19 protein-coding genes are annotated in these 25,173 nt (G+C 60.4%); 10 read left to right on the top strand and 9 right to left on the bottom strand.

Features of this window, described 5'->3' with window-relative positions; translation table 11 throughout:
- Positions 1-166 precede the first annotated feature (166 nt).
- Positions 167-1,861 carry a helix-turn-helix transcriptional regulator gene (locus QNJ86_RS10820; protein ID WP_283832641.1) on the bottom strand — a complete coding sequence of 565 codons (1,695 nt, stop codon included), beginning with the start codon at positions 1,859-1,861 and terminating at the stop codon, positions 167-169.
- A 273-nt stretch (positions 1,862-2,134) separates the two neighbouring features.
- On the opposite strand from QNJ86_RS10820, the gene QNJ86_RS10815 reads away from it, so the two are divergent.
- The 5 genes from QNJ86_RS10815 (at position 2,135) to QNJ86_RS10795 (ending at position 7,724) form a co-directional block, all read left to right on the top strand.
- Positions 2,135-4,549, top strand: a complete 2,415-nt coding sequence (locus QNJ86_RS10815) for a DMSO/selenate family reductase complex A subunit (RefSeq protein ID WP_283832640.1) — start codon at positions 2,135-2,137, stop codon at positions 4,547-4,549.
- 29 nt (positions 4,550-4,578) lie between these two features.
- The gene (locus QNJ86_RS10810; RefSeq protein ID WP_283832639.1) at positions 4,579-5,199 is read left to right on the top strand and encodes a 4Fe-4S dicluster domain-containing protein; all 621 of its coding nucleotides are present in this window, start codon (positions 4,579-4,581) and stop codon (positions 5,197-5,199) included.
- Between the two features lies 1 nt (position 5,200).
- Positions 5,201-6,064: a dimethyl sulfoxide reductase anchor subunit family protein gene (locus tag QNJ86_RS10805; RefSeq protein ID WP_283832638.1), complete on the top strand. Its 864-nt coding sequence runs from the start codon at positions 5,201-5,203 to the stop codon at positions 6,062-6,064.
- A gap of 103 nt (positions 6,065-6,167) precedes the next feature.
- Positions 6,168-6,812, top strand: a complete 645-nt coding sequence (gene dmsD / locus QNJ86_RS10800) for a Tat proofreading chaperone DmsD (RefSeq protein WP_283832637.1) — start codon at positions 6,168-6,170, stop codon at positions 6,810-6,812.
- A gap of 9 nt (positions 6,813-6,821) precedes the next feature.
- Positions 6,822-7,724: a dimethyl sulfoxide reductase anchor subunit family protein gene (locus tag QNJ86_RS10795; RefSeq protein ID WP_283832636.1), complete on the top strand. Its 903-nt coding sequence runs from the start codon at positions 6,822-6,824 to the stop codon at positions 7,722-7,724.
- 72 nt (positions 7,725-7,796) lie between these two features.
- On the opposite strand, the gene QNJ86_RS10790 is transcribed toward QNJ86_RS10795, so the two are convergent.
- Together QNJ86_RS10790 and QNJ86_RS10785 are read right to left on the bottom strand one after the other, a co-directional pair.
- Positions 7,797-10,289, bottom strand: coding sequence for an EAL domain-containing protein (locus QNJ86_RS10790; protein ID WP_283832635.1), 2,493 nt, complete (start codon positions 10,287-10,289; stop codon positions 7,797-7,799).
- A 205-nt stretch (positions 10,290-10,494) separates the two neighbouring features.
- Positions 10,495-12,450 carry a putative bifunctional diguanylate cyclase/phosphodiesterase gene (locus QNJ86_RS10785; RefSeq protein ID WP_283832634.1) on the bottom strand — a complete coding sequence of 652 codons (1,956 nt, stop codon included), beginning with the start codon at positions 12,448-12,450 and terminating at the stop codon, positions 10,495-10,497.
- Positions 12,451-12,592: 142 nt separating this feature from the next.
- On the opposite strand from QNJ86_RS10785, the gene QNJ86_RS10780 reads away from it, so the two are divergent.
- Positions 12,593-13,894: an L-cysteine desulfidase family protein gene (locus tag QNJ86_RS10780; RefSeq protein ID WP_283832633.1), complete on the top strand. Its 1,302-nt coding sequence runs from the start codon at positions 12,593-12,595 to the stop codon at positions 13,892-13,894.
- Positions 13,895-14,055: 161 nt separating this feature from the next.
- Here the strand turns inward: QNJ86_RS10780 and QNJ86_RS10775 are convergent, their stop codons facing one another.
- On the bottom strand, positions 14,056-15,231 hold the full coding sequence (locus QNJ86_RS10775) for an ATP-binding protein (RefSeq protein ID WP_283832632.1): 1,176 nt from the start codon (positions 15,229-15,231) through the stop codon (positions 14,056-14,058).
- A 201-nt stretch (positions 15,232-15,432) separates the two neighbouring features.
- The gene (locus QNJ86_RS10770; RefSeq protein WP_283832631.1) at positions 15,433-16,686 is read right to left on the bottom strand and encodes a putative ABC transporter permease; all 1,254 of its coding nucleotides are present in this window, start codon (positions 16,684-16,686) and stop codon (positions 15,433-15,435) included.
- 302 nt (positions 16,687-16,988) lie between these two features.
- Here QNJ86_RS10770 and QNJ86_RS10765 point away from each other — a divergent pair, with 302 nt between their 5' ends.
- Positions 16,989-18,134 (top strand): hypothetical protein, encoded by a 1,146-nt coding sequence (locus QNJ86_RS10765; RefSeq protein WP_283832630.1) that lies wholly within the window; start codon positions 16,989-16,991, stop codon positions 18,132-18,134.
- A gap of 113 nt (positions 18,135-18,247) precedes the next feature.
- Here the strand turns inward: QNJ86_RS10765 and QNJ86_RS10760 are convergent, their stop codons facing one another.
- The gene (locus QNJ86_RS10760) at positions 18,248-19,027 is read right to left on the bottom strand and encodes an EFR1 family ferrodoxin (RefSeq protein WP_283832629.1); all 780 of its coding nucleotides are present in this window, start codon (positions 19,025-19,027) and stop codon (positions 18,248-18,250) included.
- Positions 19,028-19,618: 591 nt separating this feature from the next.
- On the opposite strand from QNJ86_RS10760, the gene QNJ86_RS10755 reads away from it, so the two are divergent.
- Positions 19,619-20,413 (top strand): ZIP family metal transporter, encoded by a 795-nt coding sequence (locus QNJ86_RS10755; RefSeq protein WP_283832628.1) that lies wholly within the window; start codon positions 19,619-19,621, stop codon positions 20,411-20,413.
- Between the two features lie 284 nt (positions 20,414-20,697).
- Here QNJ86_RS10755 and QNJ86_RS10750 read toward each other — a convergent pair whose 3' ends face one another.
- From QNJ86_RS10750 to QNJ86_RS10740, 3 genes are all read right to left on the bottom strand, one after another.
- Complete coding sequence (locus QNJ86_RS10750; protein WP_283832627.1) at positions 20,698-21,870, bottom strand: iron-containing alcohol dehydrogenase; 1,173 nt, start codon at positions 21,868-21,870, stop codon at positions 20,698-20,700.
- A gap of 162 nt (positions 21,871-22,032) precedes the next feature.
- A complete protein-coding gene (locus QNJ86_RS10745) occupies positions 22,033-22,404 on the bottom strand; it encodes a phage holin family protein (protein WP_283832626.1) in 372 nt (123 codons plus the stop codon).
- 165 nt (positions 22,405-22,569) lie between these two features.
- Positions 22,570-23,346, bottom strand: a complete 777-nt coding sequence (locus QNJ86_RS10740; protein WP_283832625.1) for a dimethylarginine dimethylaminohydrolase family protein — start codon at positions 23,344-23,346, stop codon at positions 22,570-22,572.
- A 91-nt stretch (positions 23,347-23,437) separates the two neighbouring features.
- Between QNJ86_RS10740 and rlmD the strand changes: the two genes are divergently transcribed.
- Positions 23,438-24,892 carry a 23S rRNA (uracil(1939)-C(5))-methyltransferase RlmD gene (rlmD, locus tag QNJ86_RS10735; protein WP_283832624.1) on the top strand — a complete coding sequence of 485 codons (1,455 nt, stop codon included), beginning with the start codon at positions 23,438-23,440 and terminating at the stop codon, positions 24,890-24,892.
- Positions 24,893-24,898: 6 nt separating this feature from the next.
- Positions 24,899-25,090, top strand: a complete 192-nt coding sequence (locus QNJ86_RS10730) for an RNA methyltransferase (RefSeq protein WP_283832623.1) — start codon at positions 24,899-24,901, stop codon at positions 25,088-25,090.
- Positions 25,091-25,173: the final 83 nt, after the last annotated feature.

The raw sequence follows: 25,173 nt of genomic DNA, 5'->3' as shown, positions 1-25,173 counted from the left end.
AAAGAACTCCTTCTCGTCCATACCAGCCCTCCTAGAAAAAGTAACTCTGCCCGGATAAACGCCCCCTCACCCCAAAAGGTTGCACTCCGTAGGAATTATTTCAAAAAGAGACATTTCGACAGTTGAGCGTGAGAGACGTGTGTCGCGGAGGGGCGACAGGGTGGGGCTAGTCCTCCAGGTCGTTGGGGTTGAAGGAGTCTATGAGGTCGAGGAGGTCTTGTTTTTTGTGGATGTCTAGTTTGGCGTAGATGCGTTTGGAGTGGGTTCGGATGGTGTTTTCGGACACCACGAGGTCCTCGGCTATGCGGGCTACCGTGTTGCCGCGGGCGATGAGTTCCATGACCTCGGTCTCGCGGGCGCTTAAGCGATAGTGTTGGCGCAGCAGTTCGGCCTGCTTGGAGATGCGGTCCTGGTAGATGAAGCCACTGTCGTGGCGCCGTTGGGTGCGGGCGGCGGCTTTGCTTGCCAGTGAGGCACCTGCTTGTGCTTCGTCGAAAGGCGGCCGCGCATCGGAGATCGCAGCTTCGGCCGCCGATGCAGTCCCGCTCGCACTCGCGCCAGTGCCCGCCAGCGCGCCCCGGCTCGCCCCCGCGCCCCCGCTCGCGCTCCCAGCGTTCTTCCCGCTCTTCCCCAGCGGGCGCAGGGCCACCAACTCAATGTTCTCCGCGTCGTTGCGTTCAAATATCTTACGGAAGCCTCCTTGCCCCACAAAGTACATGAGTCCTAACAGATACACGGCCGCCAACGCAACCACAGCCAAGGGCTCAATGCCCGTAATCATAATCTGCTCGGCGAACGAGCCGCCGATAAAGCCCACGTCATGCAGCGTGTACACGATGGCCCCGAAGAACCCGTACACAAACACCGGGTTGATGCCGCGGTCGCGCGAGGCCTGCGCGCATTGAATCATCATCAGCATAATGGCCACGCTGTACACCGCATACAGAATGGCCGCGAGCCACTGCGCGTAGTTCGTCGCCAAAAACGGCAACAGTAGAAACGACGTAATCACAAACGGGAACACCACGCGGTACGCACCCACCACGTTCAGCCGCAGGTTCTTGAACTGCCACAATACCAGCACCGCCACAGCCGCCACCAGCGAGCCCGCCATGGAAAGCGCGTTCACCAGCGCGCCCACCTGCGGCTCGGCAATGGCTAGCGAGCGCATAATACCGGTGCAGAACCCCAGCGCGCCCACGCAAAACGCGCTGCGCCAGTAGTCGCGCAGAACGCGCCGATACACCTGCGGGTGGTCGCGCGGCACGTCCTGGAACATGGGTTGGTCGCGGTCAATTTCGCGTCCCTTCAGCACAATGGCCAGACCGAACAGCGGCAGAAACACCAGCGGAATCAAATACGCCGTCACGGCCTCGGGAATAAGGTACAGCGCGAAATACATCACTGCGGCGTAGGCCGTGCCCACAATGAGGTCGCGGTTGCCGCGGTCGGAATCCAAGCTGGCGAACAGCCGCTGCCACAACATATAGAAGCCCGCCGACCCCAGCCCCAGAAGTCCGCCGCCCGCTACTACCAAAGGCAGTGCCAATGCGTCCACGTAGATAGCTGCAATGAGGCAGCACCATCCCAAAAAGTAGGGCGCGGACGCCAGCATTACCATGAAGCGGCGCGTGGGCCCGGGGAAGAAATACACGCCGAACGCGCTTGCGAAGTAGCTCACCGAGAACACGAGCGATTGTGCCAAAAAGAACCAAAACACAATCTCGGGCGTTTGGAATCCCATGGGCAAAAACGGGAACACGCCGCCCCACACGCCTGCCGCGTTAATGGCCAAAAACAGCGCGTAGCCCAGCGATGTCACGTTCGGCTTCAGTATGCTGATAACGGCGGACAGCTGCAATGCCCCTCTGTTCTCTCATTTACGATGCGCTGTGCAGTATAGCCTAAGCGGTGCAACCGCGCGCTGATGTCACCCGAAACCATGTCACATACTGCTAATTGACCTGCGCAAACGAAAAATTACCACATTTTATGTGACAAGCGATTCACCCGCACGTGTATTGTGTGCCGCGTTGCATAACCGTCGCGTGTTCGTCGATCGACCGACACGCGACACAACGCCCGACGCGGGAGCCGCCGGGCGAATCGAGGAAGCTTAGAAGGGGGAGAGAGTATGTCAGACACTATGCCGAGTTTGAGCCGCCGCACGTTTGTGAAGACGACAGGCGCGCTCGGTGCGCTGGCTGCCGTCGGCGGAACCGTCGCCGCGACCGATTCACTCTTCGGCGCAGGCGTGCCCGCAGCGCACGCCGCAACCGAGGAAACCATCACCTGGGGCCACTGCGCCATCAACTGCCCGGGTAGGTGCAGCCTGAAGTTCCATGTGCAGGATGACGAAGTGGTGTGGGTGGATACCTATACCAGCAAGGATGCGGGCTTCGACGATCCCCAGCCCCGCGCGTGCCTGCGTGGCCGTAGCTATCGCCGTTGGCTTGCCAGCCCAGATCGTATCAACTACCCCATGAAGCGAGTGGAAGGCACCAAGCGTGGTGAGGGTAAATACGAGCAGATCAGCTGGGACGAGGCCATCGACATCGCGGCCGACAAGCTGAAGGAAGTTATCGAAAAGTACGGCAACGAAGCCGTGTACGTGCCTTACGCCACTGGCGTGTCGGCTACGACCTCGCGCCCGTTCAACCGTTTCCTGAACTTGATCGGCGGTTATCTGAACTTCTATAACAGCTACTCCACCGCGCAGATCTCCTGCATCACGCCCTATATGTATGGTTCGAAGGGCAACGGTGGCAGCTCGTTCAAGACGGCTGAGGACGCCAAGCTGGTGCTCATCTTCGGCTCCAGCCCCACCGAAACGCGCCAGGGTGGCTTGACCACGCACTATGACTGGGTGCATCTGCGTGAGCGCACGGGTGCGAAAATTTACATGATTGACTACCGCATGAACGACTCCATCATGGGTCACTCCGATCAGTGGCTGCCCATCAACCCGGGCACCGATGCCGCACTGGTGGCGGGCATCGCGCATTACCTGATTAAGAACGATATGGTTGACCTGGACTTCCTGCACACGTATTGCCAGGGCTACGACGAGGAAACCATGCCCGAGGCGTACAAGGGCAAGCACATGTCCTACTACGACTACATCATGGGCACGGGCTACGACATGGTGGAAAAGACGCCTGAGTGGGCCGCGAAGATCACCGGCATCCCTGCTGAGCGCATCGAAAGCCTGGCCGAGGAAATTGGTACGACGAAGCCGCTCTATGTGAATCAGGGTTGGGGCCCGCAGCGCCGCAGCAACGGCGAGTGGACGGCGTGGGCTATCATGACGCTTCCTTGCCTCGTTGGTCAGATTGGTCTGCCCGGCACGAACAACGGCACGCGTGAAGACCGCACCAGCCCCACCAGCACGTCGATGGCGGCCGGTACGAACCCCGTGAAGACGTCTATTCCGTGCTTCCTGTTCACCGATGCCATCGACCACGGCACCGAGATGACTTCGAAGAACGCGGGTGTGAAGAATGCTGACAAGCTGAAGACGAACATCAAGTACATGATCAACTACGCTGGCAACTGCCTGACGAACCAGCACTCGCAGATCAACAAGGCGCACGAGATTCTGGCTGACGACACGAAGTGCGAGTTCATTCTGGGTATTGACACGGTGATGTGCGACTCCATGATGTACTCCGACGTAGTGCTGCCCGACCTGTTCCGCTTCGAGCAGACCTCGCAGATTTCCACGGGCTCCGATGTGGGCTACATGATTACGGGCACGGCGTGCACCACGCCCAAGTTCGAGCGCAAGACGGCCTACGAGATGGCCACGATGATGGCCGAGCGCTTCGGCGTGGCCGACAAGTTCACCGAGGGCAAGACCGAGGAAGAGCGCATTAAAGAGCAGTACGAGAAGTCTCGCGAGAAGAGCCCGAAGCTTCCCACCTGGGAAGAGGCTGTGGAAATGGGCGTCTATATCGAAGAGCACGACCCGGTTGTGTCCATGAAGAAGTTCCGCGACGACCCGGTGGCCAACAAGCTGACCACGCCGTCCGGCAAGATTGAAATCTTCTCCGAGAAGCTACTTGAGTTCACCGAAGGCTGGGAACTTGAGGCCGACGACACGCTGCCCGGTATGGACACCATGCCTCCTATTCCGGTGTATCTGCCCGAATGGTACGGCGTTGAAACCACGACCGACGAGTATCCGCTCGTCCTGGCAGGCTTCCACTATCGCGGTCGCATCCACTCGTCGTGGGGCTTCATGCCCGAGCTTAAGGAAGTCAACCCGCAGGAGGCCTGGATCAACCCGGCTGACGCGGAGCAGCGCGGCATCGCTCAGGGCGACCGTGTGCGCGTGAAGAACGAGTTCGGCGAGATTGAGCTGTGGGCTAAGGTGACGCCTCGCGTGGTTCCGGGTACGGTGGCCGTGTCGCAGGGCGCTTGGTTTGAAGCGGACGCGAACGGCGTTGACCAGGGCGGTAGTATTAACACGCTGACCACCCAGCGTCCTTCGCCCCTGTCGAAGGGCAACCCGCAGCACACGAACATCTGCGAAGTTGCGAAGGCCTAGCGGCGGCGAGGAAAGGAAGGGGTTACGTTATGACGCACTATGCATTTTCTTTCGACGGCACTCGCTGCACCGGTTGCAAAACCTGCGAGATGGCCTGCAAAGACTATAAAGATTTGAAAGTGGGAACGGCGTACCGCAAGGTGTACGAAGTGACCTACGGTGAAACGACGAAGGACGCGAACGGCTGCATTGTAAGCACGTGTGGAAGCTACCCGCTGTCCCTGTCGTGCAACCACTGCGACGACCCGGCTTGCACGAAGGTGTGCCCGACCGGTGCTATGCACAAGGATGATGAGACGGGCCTTGTGATGGTGGATGCCGATAAGTGTGTGGGCTGCGGTTACTGCCACATGGCCTGTCCGTACAACGCGCCGAAGGTGGACCGCGAAAAGGGCCACTCGGTGAAGTGCGACGGCTGTGCCGAGCGCGTGGCCGCTGGCGAGAAGCCGGTGTGTGTGGAGGCTTGCCCCGCCCGTGCGCTTGACTTCGGCACGGTTGAGGAAATGGCCAAGATGGGCGAGCGCGGTAACATTGCGCCTCTGCCCGAACCGACGTACACGAACCCGAACCTCTACATCAAGCCCTCCGCGGATGCCAAGCCGGCGGGTAGCGCTGATGGCAAGGTCGTTAATCCCCTGGAGGTGATGTAGCATGGAGGCCGCATTCGCTGAACTGCCTCTGGCGCTGTTCACGACCCTGGCTCCGATGGGTGCCGGCGCGTTCATCGCGCTTGCCCTGGCCTTCTTCACCACGAAGTTCACGGATGAGCAGCTGAAGAAGATTGACCAGATGACGCTTATTCCGCTCGTGGTGGTGCTTGTGGGCTTCGCCGCCTCGTTCTTCCACCTGGCATCGCCCATGCATGCGGTGGGTGTGTTCGCGGGCATTAGTTCCTCGCCGCTGTCGAACGAGATTCTGGTGGGCTCCCTCTTCGTGGTGCTGGCTGTGGTGTACGTCATCGTGGCGCTGGCCGGCAAGCTGCAGGGTGGCGCACGCAAGGGCTTCGCCGCCGTGGTGGCCCTGGCCGCCATCGTGTTCGCCTGCTTTACCGGCATGGCGTATATGATGGAGACTATCGCCTCGTGGAACAGCCCGCTGGTTATCGTGCAGATGCTGGGCTTTGCCCTGGTGGGTGGCTTGCCGCTGGGTACGTTGGTGCTGGGTCTGGCCGGCTCGCTCACCGACGCGCTGAAGGGCTCGTTCAAGATGGCCGCGCTCGTGGTGGTTGTCGTGGGCGCGCTGCTGGCGGTCGCGGGCTTCTGCGCTCAGGTTATGGGCGTGAATGATATGGTGAACCCGCTCGTGTCTGGCGCCGACTTGGTGGCTGCGGCTATGACCTACCTGGTGGCGGCCGTGATCTGCCTTCTGGCGGCAGCGGTGGCGAACATCGTGGCGCTCATGGGCAAGAGCCCGGTGGCGCTGGCCGGCGTGGGCACCGTGCTGGCCGTGGTGGGTATCTTCCTCGCTCGCCTGGTGTTTTACGCGGTGCAGCTGTCGGTGGGCCTCAGTTTCTAAGGCTTTCTGAGGATGCCGCAACCGTTGGCTGACGACATACGCTGATCGAAGCAAGGTGCGCTACAATGGGCGCACCTTGCTTGCTTTTTGAGAGGAGTGGGACATGGATGAGAATAAGGAAGCCGTGCTGGAAAGCATTGCTTTTGTGGGTGAGACGCTGGGGCCGTTCTTCTTGCAGGACCCGGTGAAGGGCGACGCGGGAGCGGCCTTTGAGGCGCTGGCCGCGCTCGACGCGGACGCGGCGGCGGGCGAGTGGCCGTTCGTCGATACGGACGAGGCGCAGCGCGACCTGGGCCTCATGAAGGAAGGCCTGGCGAAAGGCACGATGGATGACGACCTCGTGTGGGAATACCGCCGTCTGTTCATTGGCCCGGCTGCGAAGCCGGCGCCGCCGTGGGGTTCGGTGTACACCGACCGGGAGTGCGTCGTGTTTGGCGAGAGCACGCTGGCGTTGCGCGCGTGGATGCGTGAACAGGGCATTCAACGACTTGACGACGACAAAACACCCGAGGATCATATCGGACTTCTGCTGGTGCTGATGGCCTGGATTGCCCGCAACCGTCCCGAGGTGCTGGACGACTTTCTGCGCCTGCATGTGCTCACGTGGTCGTCGCACTTCCTTGAGCAGCTGGCCGCGGCGGCCGAGCAGCCGTTCTACCAGGGCCTCGCGCAACTAGCGAAGGCCAGCCTGGAGGGTATCCAAAGCGCCCTTGCACTTGAGGTGAGCTACCCGAGGTACTACCGCTAGGAGTTGGCTGTGATTACGGGGTTGAACAACGCGCTTGGTGAAATTACCCTGGTGCTGTTCACGACGCTGGCGCCGTCGGGCGTGATGGCGTTCATCCTCATGGGCCTGCCGCTTGTGCGCGGCGGGCTTAATGCCGACGTGCGCCAACGCATCCAGCGCTTCCTCAGCATTCCCCTGGTCACGTCCATGGTGGGGCTGGTGGCTTCGGCCACGCACCTCGGCAACCCGGCCAACGCCCTCTACGTGTTTCTGGGCGTGGGGCGCAGCCCGCTTTCCACCGAGGTGTTTTGCGCCGTAGTGTTCTTGGCGCTGGCGGGCGTGTACTGGCTCTACTCGTTTTCGGAGCGGCCGCGTGTGGGCCTCATGCGCGTGTGGATGGCGCTTGCCCTGGTGGCGGGCGTGGTATTCATCACGGCGGTGGCGTTTGCCTACGCGGCTGACACCATCATCTCGTGGTACACGGTGTATGTGCCGCTGAACTTGTGGCTGAATGCGCTGGTGGGTGGCCCGCTGCTGGCGCTCGTGGGCCTGAGCGCGGCGCGCTATCAGCCGGCCGAGGGATCGTTCGGGCGCGCGCTGGTGGTGCTGGCCGGGGTGGCCCTGGTGGCGAACCTCGTGTCGTTCGGCCTCCAGAGCGCCGACTTGCCGAACATCGAGAACGCCTACCTCACGGCGGCTGACCTCGTGCCGTACTATGGCCTGATGATTGCCGCGTTCGGCGTGCTGGCGCTGGGCGGTGTGGCGCTGGATGCGCAAGCGCTCTTCGGGCGTGCGCCCACGGGTGAGGCGGCGGGCGCACGCCGCCTGAGCGTGCAGCGTGCGGTTGTTGCGTGCGTGCTGGCGCTGGCGGGCATCTTCGTCATGCGATTCGCGTTCTACCTGATGCACATGACCGTGGGTCTGGGGCTGTAGCGTCGGGCAAGGGGTCCTCCCTTTGCCTGCCAACTCCGCGCGACGGTGTGCCAATCGCTGCACGCAGGTGTTCTACTGCCCGTCCATGCTCCCGTGGGCATCTTCGTCTCTGTGGTGCCCTTGCTCTGTCACGTCGCTTAGTGAGCAGAAGAAAAGGGAGCGGTCCTGTTCGTGGCGCAGGAAGAACGCCTTCATGTGCATCCACATAAGTTCGCCACTCAGGCGATAGCGGCGAAACGTGCCCTCGGCCCCCGTGACGGGGTGACGCTCTGCCTGGTTGAACATGTCAATGACAATCGGCAGGTCATCGGGGTGCACCTGACGAGAAATGAGTTTTTGCCGCTCGCACAAATCCACGGCGTTGCAGCCCGTGACGCGGTAGTACGCGTTGTTCACCTGCAACAATTCGAAGCGGTCGGGGTAAACGGCGTACACCGCAACGCCTCCCACCAAGCTGTCAATGATGGCTCGGCTGGTCACGTCGTCGCGCAGCAGCGTTTTCATGTCGATGAGCTCCATCGTGGGGCTCAGCACACCACGCAGGTCAACGACGCCTTCCTGAGTAAGCAGGGCCTCAAGCGTTTCGGTGCTCATCGGCCGGTAGAAGTAGTAGCCCTGCGCGTAGTCGCAGCCGATGCTTTGCAGGAAGTCCACCTGCTCTTTCGTCTCGGTGCCCTCGGCGATAATGCGCAAATCCATGAGGCGCGCCATGGATACGACGGCTTCCAGAATGCTTTCGCTGCGCTTCGATTCGTTTGCGCGGTTGAGAAAGCCCATGTCAATCTTCAGGATGTCAACGTTGACGTCCTTCAGCATGTTGAGCGACGAGTAGCCGCTGCCGAAGTCGTCCATCAAAATGGTGAAGCCGTGCTCTTTGAGGCGCTCCACGGTGGTGGTCATGCGCTCGTCTTCGGCGTAGGCGCTCTCCGTAATTTCCAGTTCCAGCAGATGGTGGTCCAGCCCGTAGCGCTGCAGTAGTTCCTCAAAGGTGGACACCACATCGATGGCGTACAAATCGGCGCGCGAGATGTTCACCGACACGGGCACCGGCTGCTCGCCGCGGTCGATCCATGCGCGCAGCTGGCGGCACGCCTCGTCCCACACGTATAAGTCCAGGCTGGCGATGAACCCGTTGCGCTCAAGCACGGGCACGAAGCTGCCGGGCATGACCAGGCCGCGCCGCGGGTGTTGCCAGCGCACGAGTGCTTCCAGGCCCACGATGCGCCCCGTGCGCGTGCTGCACTGGGGTTGCCAATACAGCACAAATTCGCGGTTCGCCAGCGCCCGCTGCACTTCAAGCAGCGTTTTTGTTTCGCTTTCCAACTCTTCGGTCATGGAATTTTCGTACCAGGCAATGCGCTTGCCGTAGATACCTTTGACAGAGGCCATGGCTATCATGGCGTGGTCGCACGCGGTGCCCACTGAGTCGCCGGGTTCAATAGTGCACACACCGACAGCGGGCTGGAAGCCTATCGTATCCTCAGAATCGAAGGGTGGCCTGCGGGAATCATGTTCGACGGCCGCTTCAGTCACCGTGCCTGCAGGCAGAACTATGGCGAAGTCGTCCCCGCCGAGATACCCCGCTACGCCGCCACAGCACTCGGCGCCAAACGCGAATCGCTCGGCGATGGCGCGCAGCATGATGTCGCCCGCGTCGCGTCCGTGCCATTCGTTGTACAGCTTGAAGTGCTCTATGTCCAAATACACCACTTCGAAGCGGTCTTCGGGATGTTGTTTCACCAGCGCCTCGGCGCGCTCGTAAAAGGTGACGGCGTTATAGAGGCCGGTCAGCTGGTCATGCTCTTTCAGTTGCAGAATCTGCGTGCTTTCAAATTCACCCTTGCGTGCCTTCACCTCGGCATCAATATCGGCGATGAAGCACATCACCACCGTCTCGCCAGCTTCGCCACGCTTCACGGGCACCAACGTTTGGGACGCCCAGCCCCAGCCGCCGCGCATGAGGCGCTTGCGAAATTCGCCACGCAGGATTCCGCCCGAGCGCTCGATGCGGGCAAGCAGCGTGCCGAATTCCCAGAATTCTTGGAACCGTCCGCGGTCCTCCGGGTGAATCATGTGCTCCAACACGTCTTCAAACATAACGCTGAGCTGGCCTTCTAAGGCTGGCATCACGTACTTGTCGGGCTCGGTGTACAGCACTTTGTACGCGTCGCCAGTCAGGTTGAGTTCGAACAGCTCGTCATACGACGACGGCTGGCTCAGTGTGGAGAACAGGCTGCGGCTGCCGTCTTCAACCGGGCGGCCGGAAAACAGGACGCAGGGTCCCTCGTTGAACCAGTCCACTTCCAGGCAGGTAATTTCGAACCACGTGTTGCGGTTTGCGCTGAAAATGACCGTTTGCGTGGAGCTGTCGTTCCCCTCACGCTGCCACGGGCAGTCGCCGCACGGCTCGCTTGCCCCGCGGAATGACTCGTAGCAGCGCAGGCCCACCTGCCCCGCGGGAAACACGCGGTGCGCGGCTTTGTCCATGTACACGACGCGATAGGTGCGGTCGATGACGTAGGTATGATGCTGAGCCGAAACGTTGTCCGACTTGTCGTTGCCCATTTCATCTGCTCCTTGTTGTAGTGGTTGGCTCAGGGGGAGCCAGTAGCACACCCTGTCAAGGTACCTCCATTGTAATACCTCGGGTGTGAAAGAAGGCGACAGGGCAGAAAAATAGCAGGGGCATGTCAAAAACGCTTAGCACCCGGTCAGATGAGCGAGGACCTTGTGGCAGGGAGGATGCGGCAGAGAAGAGGAAGGCCGCAGATTAGTGTGCGCTTGCAGCGAAAGGAGCGTCGCTTGCGTCGTCAGGAAAAAGGTCTGCGCGAGATTTCTCCGGGGCAGGAGCAGAAGCGGGGCGAGGGGTGGCGGAAAGAGTGGGGGTTGCTGTGGCCTCACCGGTGCCAGTGGCGGCGTTTGCGTTCACGGCGGGCATGTGGAAGCGCGCGCGAAATTCGGCTTCTGGCAGGGGCTTCGAGAACACGTAGCCCTGTCCCGTGCGGCAGCCCAGCCCGTGCAGCATGGCGGCCTGCTCGGCGGTTTCCACGCCTTCGCACACGATGGACAAGTTTAGGTTGTCGGCCATTTCCACCACGCTCTTTATCACGGAGCGCGTCCGCGCGGAATCTGCGCTCTCCGATAGAAAGCCCCGGTCAAGCTTTAACACGTCGATGGAAAGTTTCCGCAGCAAATTGAGCGACGAGTACCCCGACCCAAAATCGTCCATAGACAGGCGGAACCCGAGTGCCTTCAGTTCGCTCAGTGTGTCAATGACCGCGCTCTCTTCCGCAACGAGCGCGCTTTCGGTCACTTCCAACTCGACGACTTCGTGGGGAATGCGGGCGCTGTCAACGATGCGCAGCACGCGCTGAACGAAGCCTTCCTGTAAAATGGTGACGCGTGACATGTTGACCGACACTACGAGCGGTTGCCTATCGGGGCCAAGTAGCGGATAGCTTTGGCACACGCGCCGCAGCATGTAGAAGTCTAGCTGCACGATGAAGCTGTTTTTCTCAAATACAGGAATGAAGGCATCGGGGGTGAGAAAGCCCAGTTCAGGCGAGTCCCAGCGCACGAGCGCCTCGGCTCCCACCAGCGTCCCGTCGTCTAGGTTGTTTTTCGGTTGCAGGTACAGCTGAAACTCACGGTTCGCAAGCGCCTGATCTTCGTGCTGCTCGATGCAACTCCTCAGCTCCAATGCGCTTTTGAACGCCTGGTCGTAGCGCGCAACACGCACGCCGCTCGGTGCGTTTTTTAGTACGGCAATAGCGTTGCTCAGAAGCAGGGGGATGTCGTTAGTGTTTTCTGCTTCGCAAATGCCACAGCCAAAGGCCAACGCAGTTGAAAAGTGTAGGTCAGGTTCGCTGCGCAGCTTTTTCTCTATCTGGTTGCACAGCTTTTCGGCCCGGTCGGGTTCATTGCGCAGTAGTAACGCGAAATGGTCGGCGTTTGCATGGGCGGCTATCTCGCCGCGCCGACACGCGCCGTCAAGCAGGCGTGCGAGGGTGATAATAAGTTGATTTCCTACCTCATAGCCGTATGTCTCGTTGATAAGCCGGAAGTTCGAGATATTGGTGTACATAACAAGATACGCGCCGTTGGGTGCGCCAGAAAGCAGTTCTTGCGCCTGCTCCTCGAACGCAAACAGGTTGCGGCGTTTTGTGAGGGTGTCGGTGAAGTAAGCTTTTTTGAGTTTGGTAATACGGTCGTTGCGCATGAACACCATGATGGTGGAAGCTAACAAGAACAGGACGGTGCACATAATGCCCGTCCATAGGAAATCGTGCTCGGCGCGCTGCTGGGCTGAGAGTACCATTTGGTCGGCCAGGCGAAAATGCTCTTCGCTCAGTTCCATCAGCCGGTCGGTTGACGTTTCGTGGCGTTTGACACGCTCGATTTCGCGTTCGATGAGTTGCCACTGGTTGTCGACGGCAGCTAAATCTTCCATGAAGCGGAGGGTTTCGGGTCCGCGATACAGGCGGTCGTTCTCGCGTTTCTGCAGTTTATCAAGCAGATTTGACACACGCTGTTCCGTCTCGTCGGCACTTTCACCCGCAAGCGCCATCTTCGCCACGCGCTGCGTGCCGCCGCGTACGACACCCGAGTCGTTGATGATGCCAGCGTAATCACGAATCTGCGTGAGAGCGAACGTGAGGATAACGGCGCCTAGCACCCAAATGGCGACAACGATAAGCCCTTTGCTGAGCCTAATCCGCTTGCTCAAGCGGTCCTCCTTGCTGCGGCGCTTCAAAACCGTTCCATTATAACGCCAGGGGGTCCCACCTGTCGCAATAAGTCAGGTCGGGAGGTTTAGTTGAAGACCTGCATGCTATTATGAGGTTTGCGAACAACGAGGAAGGCAGGACATGGAGCGGACCGACGAGCGCTATGGTGCCTACATTGCCATACTGAACGAGGAACTGATTGCAGCCATGGGGTGCACCGAGCCCATTGCCATCGCGCTGGCGGCGGCGCGGGCGCGCGAGCTTTTGGGCACCACGCCCGCGCGCGTAGAGGTGGCGGCTTCGGGAAGTATCATCAAGAACGCGAAAAGCGTGGTGGTGCCCCATACGGGTGGCCTCAAGGGAATCGAGGCTGCGGCGGCGGCCGGCATTGTGGCGGGTCGTGCCGACCGGGCGCTCGAGGTGATTGCGAACGTGTCGCCAAAGGACGTGGAAGCTATCGCGGCGTATGCGGAGAGCACGCCCATTGAGGTGGAGCGGACCGACGACGAGGCGGACTTCGACGTGGTGGTGCGCGTGTTCGCGGGTGCGGCCGCGCCGGGGACCGCGCGCGAGGCGCTGGTGCGCATTGCCGACTACCACACCAACATTGTGCACGAGGAACGCGATGGGGACGTGCTGCGCGATGCACCGCTGGCGTCGGCCGCAGGAACCGCCGAGGGCCTGACGGATCGCAGTGTGCTGTCCATGGCTGGCATCTGGGATTTCGCGCAGACAGTGGACCTCGATGACGTGCGCGAATTGCTCGACCACCAGATTGCCTGCAACGCGGCCGTGGCCGAGGAAGGCCTCGCCGGTGACTGGGGCGCCAACATCGGCAGCGTCATGCTGGGCTCCTACGGCAGCGACGTGAAGGTGCGTGCCTGCGCGTACGCCGCCGCGGCCTCCGACGCGCGCATGAGTGGCTGCGAGTTGCCCGTGGTCATTAACTCCGGCAGCGGCAACCAGGGCATCACCGTGTCCGTGCCGCTCATTGTATACGCGCGTGAACTGGGTTCATCCGACGAACAACTGCGGCGTGCGCTCGTGTTGTCTAACCTCGTGGCCATCCATCAAAAGACAGGCATCGGCCGTCTGTCGGCCTTCTGTGGCGCCGTGTGCGCCGGCGCGGCGGCGGGTGCGGGCATTGCATATCTGGACGGCGGCGGCTACGAAGACGCGTGCCACGCCGTAGTGAACGCCCTTTCCATCGTGGCCGGCATGGTGTGCGACGGCGCCAAACCCTCCTGCGCTGGCAAGATTGCCTTCTCGGTGAACGCCGGTATCCTGGGCTACGTGATGTACCGCGATGGCCAGCAGTTCTATGGCGGCGACGGCATTGTGAAGAAGGGCGTCGAAAACACCATCGACAGCATAGCCCGCCTCGGCCGCGACGGCATGCGCGCCACCAACGACGAAATAATCCGCATTATGCTGGGTTCATAGCGCCCTGGCACTCATGCCTTCCGCAATGCGGCTTTTGGAATACATTATCCCAAAAGGGAAAATTGTGTTGCTTGCAGCCGAAATGATCCCAAACGGGATATAAGTATAGTATGGGTGCCCTCCACGAGCGCCACTGCTATTCCAGAAAGCTTTGCTGCCAGCTAGTCTGAGCAGCGCTTGATAAATGCATTCATGCCAGGCACGGTAAAAGCTATATAGCCACGTTTAGGTGAATAAATGAGTCCATCGTGGATAAGGCGGTCTCTCAGCACAGAAAGGTCGCTGGGCTGCTTTTTCCCCATGCGGTCGGCGACATCGCTCAACTTTGAAGGAACTTCGTCTTCTGCCATTGCGCGCATCATTTCCTTACCCTTTGGCGTCGCTCTATCCCATCTGGAACGATATAATCCTCGATCTATTTCATCTTGTGCCAAAGCGATTCCCGCAAGAAGTTCGCTTTTGGTAATGGTGCCCGGAAAATCAATTTGCTCGCAGATGCAAAATCCGCATTGCTGGATAAAGTAGGGGTATCCTCCCGCTGCTTGTATGGCGGCTTCAAGAGATTCATTTTCCCACTTGATCATGTTTTTTTCAGTGGGCTCGACATACGCTTTTCGAACCGCTTCTTCCGAAAGTAGATTTAAAGAATAGAACCGAAACATTCGCTCGGCATAGCTGGTGGCATCAGCAAGAACAGCAGGAAGTGTGGGTAGACCAGCTCCGACAAAATACACCGGGACGGGGGCGCTTCCTTGACCAAGGGTGTGCAGTGCTATATTAAGGGCGGCAAGATCTTCCTGCGGCGCTTCTTGAAATTCGTCAACGCTTATGAAGACGGCGGTCCCTGATTCTCGAGCTGCTTCTCCGACTGCTTTCAATAGATCTACCAGATCAAGCGAAAGATCTCCGGAGTCTGCGAACCCTTTTGCGGGATTGATATCTATACCTATGGAGTATGAGCCAGTGGGGTCAATTTTCAACTGAAACGAGCGTAATACGGCAAGTGCATGTTCGAACGCCGAGCTAAGAGGGCGAGAAGAATTGCGAATTCTTCTTAACTCAACATAGGTTGCCTGAGCAAGCTTCTTGGCTAGCGAGTCGTGCTTCGATGCTTCTACTTCAATGGCGATCCAGTCTTGATGGTGGGCGGTCTCTGCCAACTCGCGCAAAAGGACCGTTTTGCCCATTCCTCGCAATCCTGAGATGACGATTGGCCTCATTCCTTCAGCATCTTCATACACTTGCTTCATGTCATTTTTAATTGAACGAATGATGTCATCACGACCTGCAAGGTAGGGTGGCTTTCTCCCTGCGCCTGGTTTGAATGGATTAGCCATGTGCTCTTTCTAACATATTATAAGGAAGAATAAATTTCAATTTATATTATAGTATAGAAGATTAGAATTGCGCGTGCCTAAGAAAAGGCACATGAATAAATACTTCAATACGGAAGCGATTCTTTCTACGCTGCAGAAAGAATCGCTTCCTCGTCTTCATCAGTTTTATTCTGTTGCGGAAATAGTGCGGACGTCGCCGCCTCAGTGGGCGCGGGTGGCTCGGTTGGGGTCTATGCTCATGCTTTGGAAGCGTTCTTGCATGAATTGGTCGTCGTAGTGTTCGGAGCAGAACATTTCGATGGCGCTTTCCGGTTGTTTGCCGGCGTGGCGCTGGTACCAGCAGTCGAGTGCCACAAGCGTAAGCGCGCCGTCGGCTATCATGAGCACAGCACACACGGTGGTTACGGTGTAGCGCCAGTTCCACGGGATGAGGTTCACCAGTTTCAGCATCCAGGGTAGAAGAAGCTTGATCCACACCACGCCCAGCACGCCCCACATGGCCATGAACATGCCATTCGTGCGTCCGTCGATGGACAAAAACGTGCCCGTGTAATCCCAGGCCACAATACCGAACGCGTACTGCATAAACCAGCTGACCAGGTATTCGAACCCGCCGCCAATCACTGCGCTCACAAAGAAGATGAGGATGACGTTCTTGTCGTGAAAGCGGTTGAGCGCCATGGTGAGCAGCACCGCACCGAACCCGTAGATGGGCGAGAACGGCCCGTACAGCATGCCAGCGCGATCTTCGTAGTGCCCAGGGTCAACCACCAGCACGTGGTAAATACTCTCCAAGATGAGGCCGAATATGCAGCACACCACAAAAATCCAGAACAGGTTGAAGAAGTTCAGCGTGATGTAGCCCTTGCCCGTTTTGTCGCGCCCGAGCGTGCCATCCTCGGCGTCCTCGCGCGTTTCCATGTCGCGCAGTTTGCGTTGTAACTCGCGCTCTTCGGCCAGCGAGGGATCCAGGTAGCTGGTAAGCACAATGAGGAACACGAGGAAAGCTGCGTAGAATATCAGGTTGCCATCCAGGCCAAACAGCATGATGTTGCACAGGATGGCGGCTACGATGAGGGCGGTAAGCACTTCAGCCGCTTCCGCCGCATGGCGTCGTTTGTCGCGCAGCAGTCGAATGCCAAATATGATGAGGGCCACTGCCAACACGGCCAGGATGCCCACCAACGCACCAGACAGCACCATTGATGCCGCCGAATCGCCCGCAAACCCGCCTTCGCGAAACGCGATGACCGAGATCACAATGACGAAGGCAATCATGGGAAGAGTGGCCACGCCAGCCACAATACACAGGATGGCGAACACTTTCAGCGCCAGGGGGATCTTCTTTTTCAGCGTCTTTTCTGCTTCCGCCTCTTTTTTCTCAAGCGCTTCGATCTCCGCTTCAAGTTTGGCATCGGCGTCGGCGTCGCGCTGAACGTCGCGGTGCTTCCGCATCCTCGAACCCTCCCTGTCATAGCCGGTGCCGCGAGGCACCTGTGTTGCTGTAGCCATTCATGATACTACAACGCGTCACACGCGACGCCTTAGGAACGGGGGCAGGCGGCGGTGGGCTCGCTGCCGGTTGATGGGAGTGCAACGGTTCGCCAACGCGCGCCGCAGGGCACCGGCGCGCGTGTGCGGCTGCGCGACAATGCCGGGGATAGCGAACACTGATGCGGGCGCGCACCTCCGTCAGGCCGTCTGTTGGGCGGCTCCGGTGTGTCGAGCGTGCCCGCTCTCGTTGAAAGGAACGTGTTATGCCCGCGACCATTCATCCCGCAATGAAGCTGAATATCGTGTTGGACGAGCGCAGCTACGAAAATGACGCCGGCGCCGAGATGGAGCGTCGCTTTACGGCGGTGGCGCCCACCGAGGTGGTGCGTGCACCGAAGGGCTCGCAGCGCGCAAACGTGCTGCGATTCGACGTGGGAACGTCTGCGGTTGACGAGGATGTGCGCGATCCTCTGTGGGAAGGCGCGCTTATCACGTGGTTAGATGAGGAATTTGCCGAGACATCGGCCCTGGTGGCACGCGAGAATGACGCGCGGCGCACCAATGGTGAACGCCCGATTCCCTTCGCGTGGGCAGAGGTGCGCTTCGGTTCTGGCCCTGTAATTGCTGTGCGCATGGTGGACTCGGCCATTCCTGCGGCGGCCGCTGGCTTTGTGGGGCGCGCCCGCGCGCTGTTGGCGGCGGGTGCCCTGGGGGCCGACCCCATTGAGGTTATTCGCATCCCGGCCTGCGTGAGCATTGAGGCGCAGCGCGAGGGAGCAGGCGGCGGCGCAGGCGAGGGTGGTGCCGATGCGCCGTCCGCGCAGACGCTGGAAGAAGTGCGAGCGGTGGGGCGTGCGGAGCGTTCTTCGTCTTCGGCCTCTGACGTGGTGGCGGCGGTGACTGAGGCTGCGGGCATTGATGAGGAAGCGTCCGGCGGCTGGGCGGCGGCCGATCCAGATGCGGAAAATGCCTGGGCTGGCAGCTCTTCGCAGGGCGATGGGCCGACGCGTGCGGAGTTGGACGAAGCCTTGGCGGAGGCGGAGGCTGCGCTGCGTCGGGGAGCCGACCCGGCCGATGTCGATGCGGAGGAACGCGCTGCGCGTGCGGAGGCGGAAGCACCGGTGGCATCGGTGGCGACGCCTGGCAGCCCCGAGGCGGTACGCCGCGCCGGAGGCGAGCGTGAGGCGAACGACGATGAAGCCTCAGCTGTGAGTACTTCCACGCAGCCCGCTGATCGCTCAACTGCGGCAACGTCTCCGCAGCCTGAGGACGACCAGTCGGGCGAGGGTTGCGCGCTCGTTGGCGGCGAGGTTCCCGAAACCCTGGATTACCGCATGTGGAACGTTGCCTACGCCGATGGCACGTCGGTGCGGTTCGACTCGGTGCTTGGTGAAGCTATTATCGACTAGCGTTCGATGAGCGCTTGCAGCAATGTCTCACCACGCAAAAGCGCCCCGCATCGATCAACCGGTGCGGGGCGCTTGTTTTCGCGTATTGTCGCGGGTGTGCGGGGCGTGTCCGCTTACAGGAACAGCTCCGGTTCGCGGCGCGCCATGAAGTTGCCCTCCAGCATGGCCTTAATCTTCAGCGACATCTCGTCGTCGAAATACTTGGCATCGACCGGGCACGACTTCACGCAGGCGTTGCACTGCAGGCAGCCCTCGCCAATCTTGGCCGGGTCTTCGGCATCAATGATGCCCATGGGGCAGCGCTTCACGCAGATGCCGCACACCGTGCACGCATCGGTGGTTTTGGGGCGGTCGTCGCGCGGCGCCATGGCATCCATGTAGGGGCGGTTGCCCTTGACCTGGGGACGCTCGTAGTTTTCCTGCGCCAGCTTTGCGGCAACGTCGTGGCCGAACTGCTCGGCGGCGGCCAGGTCAGCCGCGTCGGGGCGGCCTTCGCCCACGCGCGGGGCCATGGAGTGCTCGCCGATGAACGCGCCGGCGGCAACTACCTTAAAGCCGTGCGCGGTCAGTAGATCGACGGCTTCCACGAGCGCGTCGTCGTAGTCGCGGTTGCCGTACACGGCCACGGGGATGGCGTATACCCCTTCGCCATCGAACTTCTTGATGCTGTCCGCCAGCACGGCCGGCACGCGCCCGCCGTACACGGGAAAACCAAACACCAGCACGTTGCCAGCTTCGCCTCCCACCGCTACGGGGCGCTTTGTGGGCTGCGTTAGGTTCACAATAATGTTCGAAATGTCTAAATCGGCGGCGATGGCATCGGCCACCTTGTCCACCACGGCCCGCGTTGTTCCCGTCGGGCTGAAGAACACGTTGTACAGCGATTGTGCCATGAGGTCCCCTTCTCTCGTCTTGGCGTCATCTGCGGCTTGTGGCCGCCGCGGCGCATTTTTCTGCTGGCTCGATGGTAGCGCTTTCCGACCCGCCTGGCTATCGCTTTCGCCAGCGCGCGTGAAGCGCCGCGAAAATGAGCCTTAACGGTGCGTTGACGCTGGTAACGGTTTCATTGCTCGCCTGCACAAAAACGTGCAAAGGGGTTCTGTTCCATCGGGAAAGCGCCTATAATCCGGCTTGTCCGACAGTTGAAAACCTACGCAATGATAACGAAAAGACTATCTTCGCCAAGTTAAGTCTCGTGACGATTTGCGGCACCGCAACGCGGTGGGCTTGTGGGCCAAGATGCCAAGCGCACTGTCGGTATTCCTTTCGATGAAGCCGGGGAGTTCCCCCGGCTTCATTGCGTTTGCGGGTTGAAGCGCCGCGTCAGGTTTGAGCAATCCGGTGACGGTGGGCGAACGACCTGACCGGACGCGCAAGAAAGCAGTACACTGTACCGTCGAAGAAACCGCGCCCCTTGGGGGCAAGATGCAAGCCGTGTCGCGCCGGAGTTTCGGCGGCGGGCAGGCGATCGAAGGAGGATGCTCATGCAGACTGCGCTGTTGTGGGCCGCTGCGGGCACTGGGTTCACGTTCCTCATGACAACGCTGGGTGCCGCCTCGGTGTTTTTGTTTCGTAAGCGCAACAGCATGGTGTTGCAGCGCGTCTTTTTGGGCTTTGCTGCTGGTGTCATGATTGCGGCGTCGGTGTGGTCGCTGCTTATTCCTGCCATCGAGCGCGCTGAGGAAGCGGGCCAGGTGGGGTGGATTCCGGCTGCGGGCGGCTTTGTTATTGGTGTGGCGTTTCTCATGGTGCTGCACCAACTGCTGCCGCACCTGCATCCCGGCGAGAAGGACCCCGAGGGGTTGCCCTCGAAGTGGAACCGTCCGACGCTTTTGTTTACAGCGGTGACGCTGCATAACATTCCCGAGGGCATGAGTGTGGGTTTGCTGTTTGCTATGGCGGCGCAGGGGGCGGGCGACCCAGCCCTCTTCGGGATGGCCGTGGCGCTGGCCATAGGCATTGGCATTCAGAACGTGCCCGAAGGTGCCGCCGTGGCACTACCGCTTCTGCAGGAGGGCATGAGCGCGCCGAAGGCGTTTGGCTTGGGTACGTTGTCGGGGTTGGCCGAGCCCGTGTTCGGCATTCTGGTGGTGCTGTTTGCGGCCGCCATCTCGCCCTATATGCCGTGGATGCTGGCGTTTTCCGCCGGCGCCATGATGTATGTGGTGGTGGAAGAACTTATACCCGAAGCGCACCTCGGCGAACACTCCAACGCCGGCACCCTCGGCGTCATGGCTGGCTTCCTCGTCATGATGATCCTCGACGTAGCGCTAGGATAGAGGCGGCGAAGGCACCACACCCCTTTCCAACCATGTCCCCTATTGAAGGGCGCACGCGGAGGGAGGTGGTGGCCATGACCGTTTTGGCCTTGATTGCGGCAATCCTAGAGTTTGTTTCCAGCCTGTTGGACTTTTTGACGGCATTAATGGAAAGGCTCCCAATCCGCAAGGACTAGGAGCCGCCACAAGTTGCCAAACCGCCGAAGCGATTCGAGAGCCGTGGGGAGTTAGCGCTCCCTGCGGCTCGACCTTATTATACGGATAGCGACACGAAGTGCAAGGGTCTACAGTGCAAGGCGGTAAATTTCGCGGGCATCGTCCTTTGTGAGTTTCTTAAAGCTGCCGAAGGGTTCGCCCTTGTTTTCCTTGAGCGTGGGGATAAGCTTTTCGATGTCATCCTCACACACATCCAATTCGGCAAGCGTCGTGGGCATGCCGAGCGAGGCGAAGAATGCACGCGTCTCGTCGATGGCGGACAGCGCGTCAGCCTCCACATCACCGGTCGGAGCCAGGCCGAACACCTCGCGTCCGTAGTAGGCGAAGCGTGCCGGGTTCTCGGGATACACATACTCCATCCATGCCGGGAACATTACGGCCAGACCGGCACCGTGCGTAATCTCGGGATAGAGCGCAGACAGCTCGTGTTCAAGGCCGTGCGTGGCCCAGTCCTCGTGACGACCGACACCAGCGAGGCCCTGGTGGCAGAGCATGCCTGCCCACATGACGTTCGCGCGCGCGTCGTAGTTCTCCGGCTCCACCATGACGCGCGGCGCTTCGGCACGCACGGTTTTCATGAGAGAGAGGTTCAGGTTGTCCGTCACGGGCACCGCGCCTACATCGTCGAAGAAGCGCTCCAGCAGGTGGCAGAACATGTCGGTGAGACCAGCGGCCGTCTGGAACGGGGGTAGCGTAAACGTGAGTTCAGGGTTCATGAACGCAAGTTTCGGACGCTGAGCGTTGTTCGGGTAGCCCGACTTCAGCTGCAGTTCGTCGTTGGACATAACAGTGTTCTTCGATGCCTCGCTGCCGGCAGCGGGAATGGTGAGCACCACGGCGATGGGCAGTACGTCATTGGTGGGCTGCTTTGTTTCGAAGAAATCCCACACGTCGCCGTCATAGTGCGCGCCTACGGCCACGGCCTTTGCCGAGTCGATAACCGAGCCGCCGCCCACGGCCAGCACCCAATCAATGTTGTGCTCTTTACACAACCGAATGCCCTCGCGCGCAAGACCGATCTCGGGGTTCGGGCGCACACCGCCCAGTTCCACGTGCTCAATGCCTGCTGCGTCAAGCGTAGCTTTCAGCCGGTCAATCAGCCCGCTTTTGACGGCGCTCTGGCCGCCAAAGTGGATGAGCACTTTCTTCGCGCCGCGCTCGGACAGTTTTGCACCCACCTGCTCCTCCGCGCCACGGCCGAACACAAAATGCGTCGGCGACACGAATTCGAAGTTCTCCATCTGCGATCCTTTCAACCGATGATCTGCCGTTTGCATCATGATAGCGGAGTGGACACGCGCCGTCTCTCTCTAACTACGCAGAGGTATCCGGATGGGCGGAGGAAGGCGCCTACGCGCTGCGCTTGGGTGTGTAAACGCGTATGCAATTATTGGCTGGTTTTCTTAGTCCTTGTTCCCGACGAGGGAGTTCATGAGGCTGGAGACTATGCTGATGACGATGGAGGCTACGAAGGCGCTGCCGAAGGTGGCTATGTCGATGCCTACTTGGAAGATGCCGTTGGCGAGCCACGCGGCTATGTAGAGCAGCAACGTGTTCACTATCAGGTAGAAGATGCCCAGCGTGATCACGGTGATGGGCAGGCTCAGCACCTGCATGAGCGGCTTGATGCTGATATTGATGAGCGACAGAATAAGGCCAAACAGCGCGATGGCCGCCCACGCGTCCGTACCGCCCACCAGTTCAATGCCGGGTACCAGCCATATAGCCACGCCCACGGCAATAGCAGTCACCAGCCAGCGGAGAATGAATCGCATACCAAATCCTTTCGCACAAAAGTTCCGCACACTATACCGCGAACACCAAAACGCTGAACAGAACGGTCAACCAACCGTTACCGTTCAGCGTTCAAAATCAGCAAAGAAAGAAACAGGCGTGCTGCGGTGAGTCGGCCAGCCAGTTGCCGCAGCACGACGTCGGGTTTAGAAGCGCAGCGACAGGCAGCTTAGGCCGCCGTCGAGTTTGCGATACTCGCTCGTGTCTACCGTGAGCGTCTCGTAGCCGGCGTCCTGGACGGCCGCCAGAACGGTGGGGTAGCCCTCGGGCACGATGACGGTGCCGTTTACCCAGATGCAGTTCGCGGCGTAGGCCTCGTCCTCGGGAATCTCAATGCGGTTGTACTGCTCGAAGTCGGGCTTGGTCACGAACTCGCCGGACACCAGCATGTTGCCGTCTTCCAGATAGTTCACGCCCGTCTTCAGGTGTAGTACGTGCTCAAGCGGCACCTCGGAGCCCTCAAGGCCCCAGCCTTCCAGAATCTCGAAGAACTGGCGGATGCCTTCCTCGTTCGTGCGGGCGGAACGGCCCACGTAGAAGTGGTCGCCCACCATCATCACGTCGCCGCCGTCGAGCGTGCCCGGCGCCACAATGTGTGCCACGTGCTCGTCGTCGAAGAACTGGCGCACGGCGGGTTCAATTTCGTCCTTCTCGCCGTTGCGGCTGGCCGCACCCGGGTTCGTGATGAGGGCACCTTTGCGCGTGATGACGGCCGGGTCCTCCACAAAACAAGAATCGGGGAACTGCTCCAACGCGGGCAGCACGGTCACTTCCACGCCGCACTGCTTGAGGGCGGCGATGTAGTCGTCGTGCTGCTTGCATGCCAGCTCGTAGTCGGGCTTGCCCAGTTCAGGGGCCGAGGTAATGCCTTCAACCATCGACTTCGCCGGGCGGCGGACAATGACGTTCGTGAACGCGGTCATGAGATCTCCTTCTTTTTGCACGGTTTGGTGGTAGGTTCACTTGCTTATACTATAGTGTAGCTCTAAGATTCTTGCGAAGGACAGGTTTTTCATGACGAAACGGTTGCAAAGCGAACGAGCCTCGCGGCGCGCATCTGCGAATGCCGAGGCCAGCGAACAGGCGGACTCCTCCGCGCCTCGCTCGGCAGATGCGGATGCCCTTACCGCACCCACCTGCCCCCATGCCCGCCAGTGCGGTGCCTGCCAGCACGTCGAGCAGCCCTACGACCTCCAGCTTGTCCACAAGGACGCGCGCGTTGCGGACCTGTTCAGCGGCTTTCGTGGCGCCGAGGTGCGTCCCATCCTGGGCATGGAGCATCCCTATTTCTACCGCAACAAGGTGGTGTCGCCCTTCGCGCCGGGCAAGAAGCTGCCGCCCGCGCCGGGCGGAAAGGGTGCCCAAGCGGGTAAAACCACACGGGGCGAACGCAACCGCGCAGCCCGTGACCGCCGCGCGGCCGGTCGCCCGCGCCACGAGATACTCTGCGGCATGTATGCCGCGGGCACGCACCGCATCGTTCCCACCGAGCAGTGCGTGGTGGAAAACCAGAACGCCAAACGCGTGATTCAGGCCGTGCGCAGCCTCATGCCGCGCTTCGGCATGGAGCCATATCGCGAAGACGCAGGTTCGGGCTTTCTGCGCCACGCCGTGGTGCGTGTGGGTCACACGAGCGGCGAGGTGCTGGTCACGCTGGTAACGAACGGCCGGGAATTCCCCGGCTCGCGCGCGTTTTGCCGCGAGCTGGTGAAGCGCTGCCCGTTTGTAACCAGTGTCGTGCAGAACGTGAACGAGCGCCAGACCAACGTCATCTTGGGCGAGCGTGAGCAGACGCTCTATGGCCCGGGCTTTATTTTGGACGAGTTGTGCGGGTTGAGTTTCCGCATTTCTTCGCAATCGTTTTACCAGGTGAACGCCGTGCAGACGGAGGTGCTGTATCGCACGGCCGTGGAGCTTGCGCACCTTACGGGCATCGAGCACGTGGTGGACGCCTACTGCGGCACGGGCACCATTGGGCTCGTGGCCGCCAAGCACGGTGCCGCGCACGTGACCGGCGTGGACTCCGTTGCGTCGGCCGTGCGCGACGCGCGCGAGAATGCCCGCCACAACGGCGTGGGAAACGCGCGCTTCGTGGCCGAAGATGCCGGCGACTTCATGCGCCGCTGCGCCGCCGAGGGCGAGCCGGTGGATGTTGTGCTCATGGACCCGCCGCGCGCCGGCGCGAGCGCGGAGTTCTTGGACGCGCTTTCAGCCCTCGCGCCAGCCCGCGTGGTTTACATTTCCTGCAATCCGGAAACGCAAGTGCGTGACCTGGCCCGCTTACGGGACAGCGGCTATGCGGTACGCATTGTGCAGCCGGTAGACATGTTTCCCCACACCGATCATATCGAGACGGTTGCGGTTCTATCTCGGAAATCCGCAACGAAGACTTTCATCCCCGTGACCGTCAGCCCGAAGGACATGGGACTGGATGAGGCCAAGGCGCAACCGACGTACGAGAACATCTGAAAGTATGTGAAGGAGACGCACGGCCTGACCGTGAGCACCCTGAACATCGCGCAGATGAAGGCCGAGTGCGGACTGGAGATGGAGTGCGACCGCTCGGGCGGCAAGCAGCAGCCGAAGTGTCCGCCCGAGAAGCGCGAGGCGATTCTGGACGCGTTCCGACACTTCGGGATGATTGAGGATGATTCCTCGGAGGGATAGGACGGCGTATTTTGCGTTTTAAGACGTTTTAAGCCCGTTGGGGTACTCCGTTACCCTGGCGGGCTTTTTCGTGCCTTAAAACG

Origin of the sequence: Gordonibacter faecis, from assembly GCF_030077735.1 — a bacterium.
GTDB classification, from domain to species: domain Bacteria; phylum Actinomycetota; class Coriobacteriia; order Coriobacteriales; family Eggerthellaceae; genus Gordonibacter; species Gordonibacter faecis.
The sequence above is the reverse complement of the archived record's forward strand: the minus strand, read 5'-3'. Positions and strand labels throughout refer to the sequence as shown.

Excerpts from the sequence above, each read along its gene's own strand:
- QNJ86_RS10740 (WP_283832625.1), bottom strand. The coding sequence starts at position 23,346 with ATGACCGCGTTCACGAACGTCATTGTCCGCCGCCCGGCGAAGTCGATG.
- QNJ86_RS10780 (WP_283832633.1), top strand. The coding sequence starts at position 12,593 with ATGGAGCGGACCGACGAGCGCTATGGTGCCTACATTGCCATACTGAAC.
- QNJ86_RS10750 (WP_283832627.1), bottom strand. The coding sequence starts at position 21,870 with ATGGAGAACTTCGAATTCGTGTCGCCGACGCATTTTGTGTTCGGCCGT.
- QNJ86_RS10790 (WP_283832635.1), bottom strand. The coding sequence starts at position 10,289 with ATGGGCAACGACAAGTCGGACAACGTTTCGGCTCAGCATCATACCTAC.
- QNJ86_RS10815 (WP_283832640.1), top strand. The coding sequence starts at position 2,135 with ATGTCAGACACTATGCCGAGTTTGAGCCGCCGCACGTTTGTGAAGACG.
- QNJ86_RS10760 (WP_283832629.1), bottom strand. The coding sequence starts at position 19,027 with ATGGCACAATCGCTGTACAACGTGTTCTTCAGCCCGACGGGAACAACG.
- QNJ86_RS10805 (WP_283832638.1), top strand. The coding sequence starts at position 5,201 with ATGGAGGCCGCATTCGCTGAACTGCCTCTGGCGCTGTTCACGACCCTG.
- dmsD (WP_283832637.1), top strand. The coding sequence starts at position 6,168 with ATGGATGAGAATAAGGAAGCCGTGCTGGAAAGCATTGCTTTTGTGGGT.
- QNJ86_RS10775 (WP_283832632.1), bottom strand. The coding sequence starts at position 15,231 with ATGGCTAATCCATTCAAACCAGGCGCAGGGAGAAAGCCACCCTACCTT.
- QNJ86_RS10810 (WP_283832639.1), top strand. The coding sequence starts at position 4,579 with ATGACGCACTATGCATTTTCTTTCGACGGCACTCGCTGCACCGGTTGC.
- QNJ86_RS10770 (WP_283832631.1), bottom strand. The coding sequence starts at position 16,686 with ATGCGGAAGCACCGCGACGTTCAGCGCGACGCCGACGCCGATGCCAAA.
- QNJ86_RS10745 (WP_283832626.1), bottom strand. The coding sequence starts at position 22,404 with ATGCGATTCATTCTCCGCTGGCTGGTGACTGCTATTGCCGTGGGCGTG.
- QNJ86_RS10755 (WP_283832628.1), top strand. The coding sequence starts at position 19,619 with ATGCAGACTGCGCTGTTGTGGGCCGCTGCGGGCACTGGGTTCACGTTC.
- rlmD (WP_283832624.1), top strand. The coding sequence starts at position 23,438 with ATGACGAAACGGTTGCAAAGCGAACGAGCCTCGCGGCGCGCATCTGCG.
- QNJ86_RS10765 (WP_283832630.1), top strand. The coding sequence starts at position 16,989 with ATGCCCGCGACCATTCATCCCGCAATGAAGCTGAATATCGTGTTGGAC.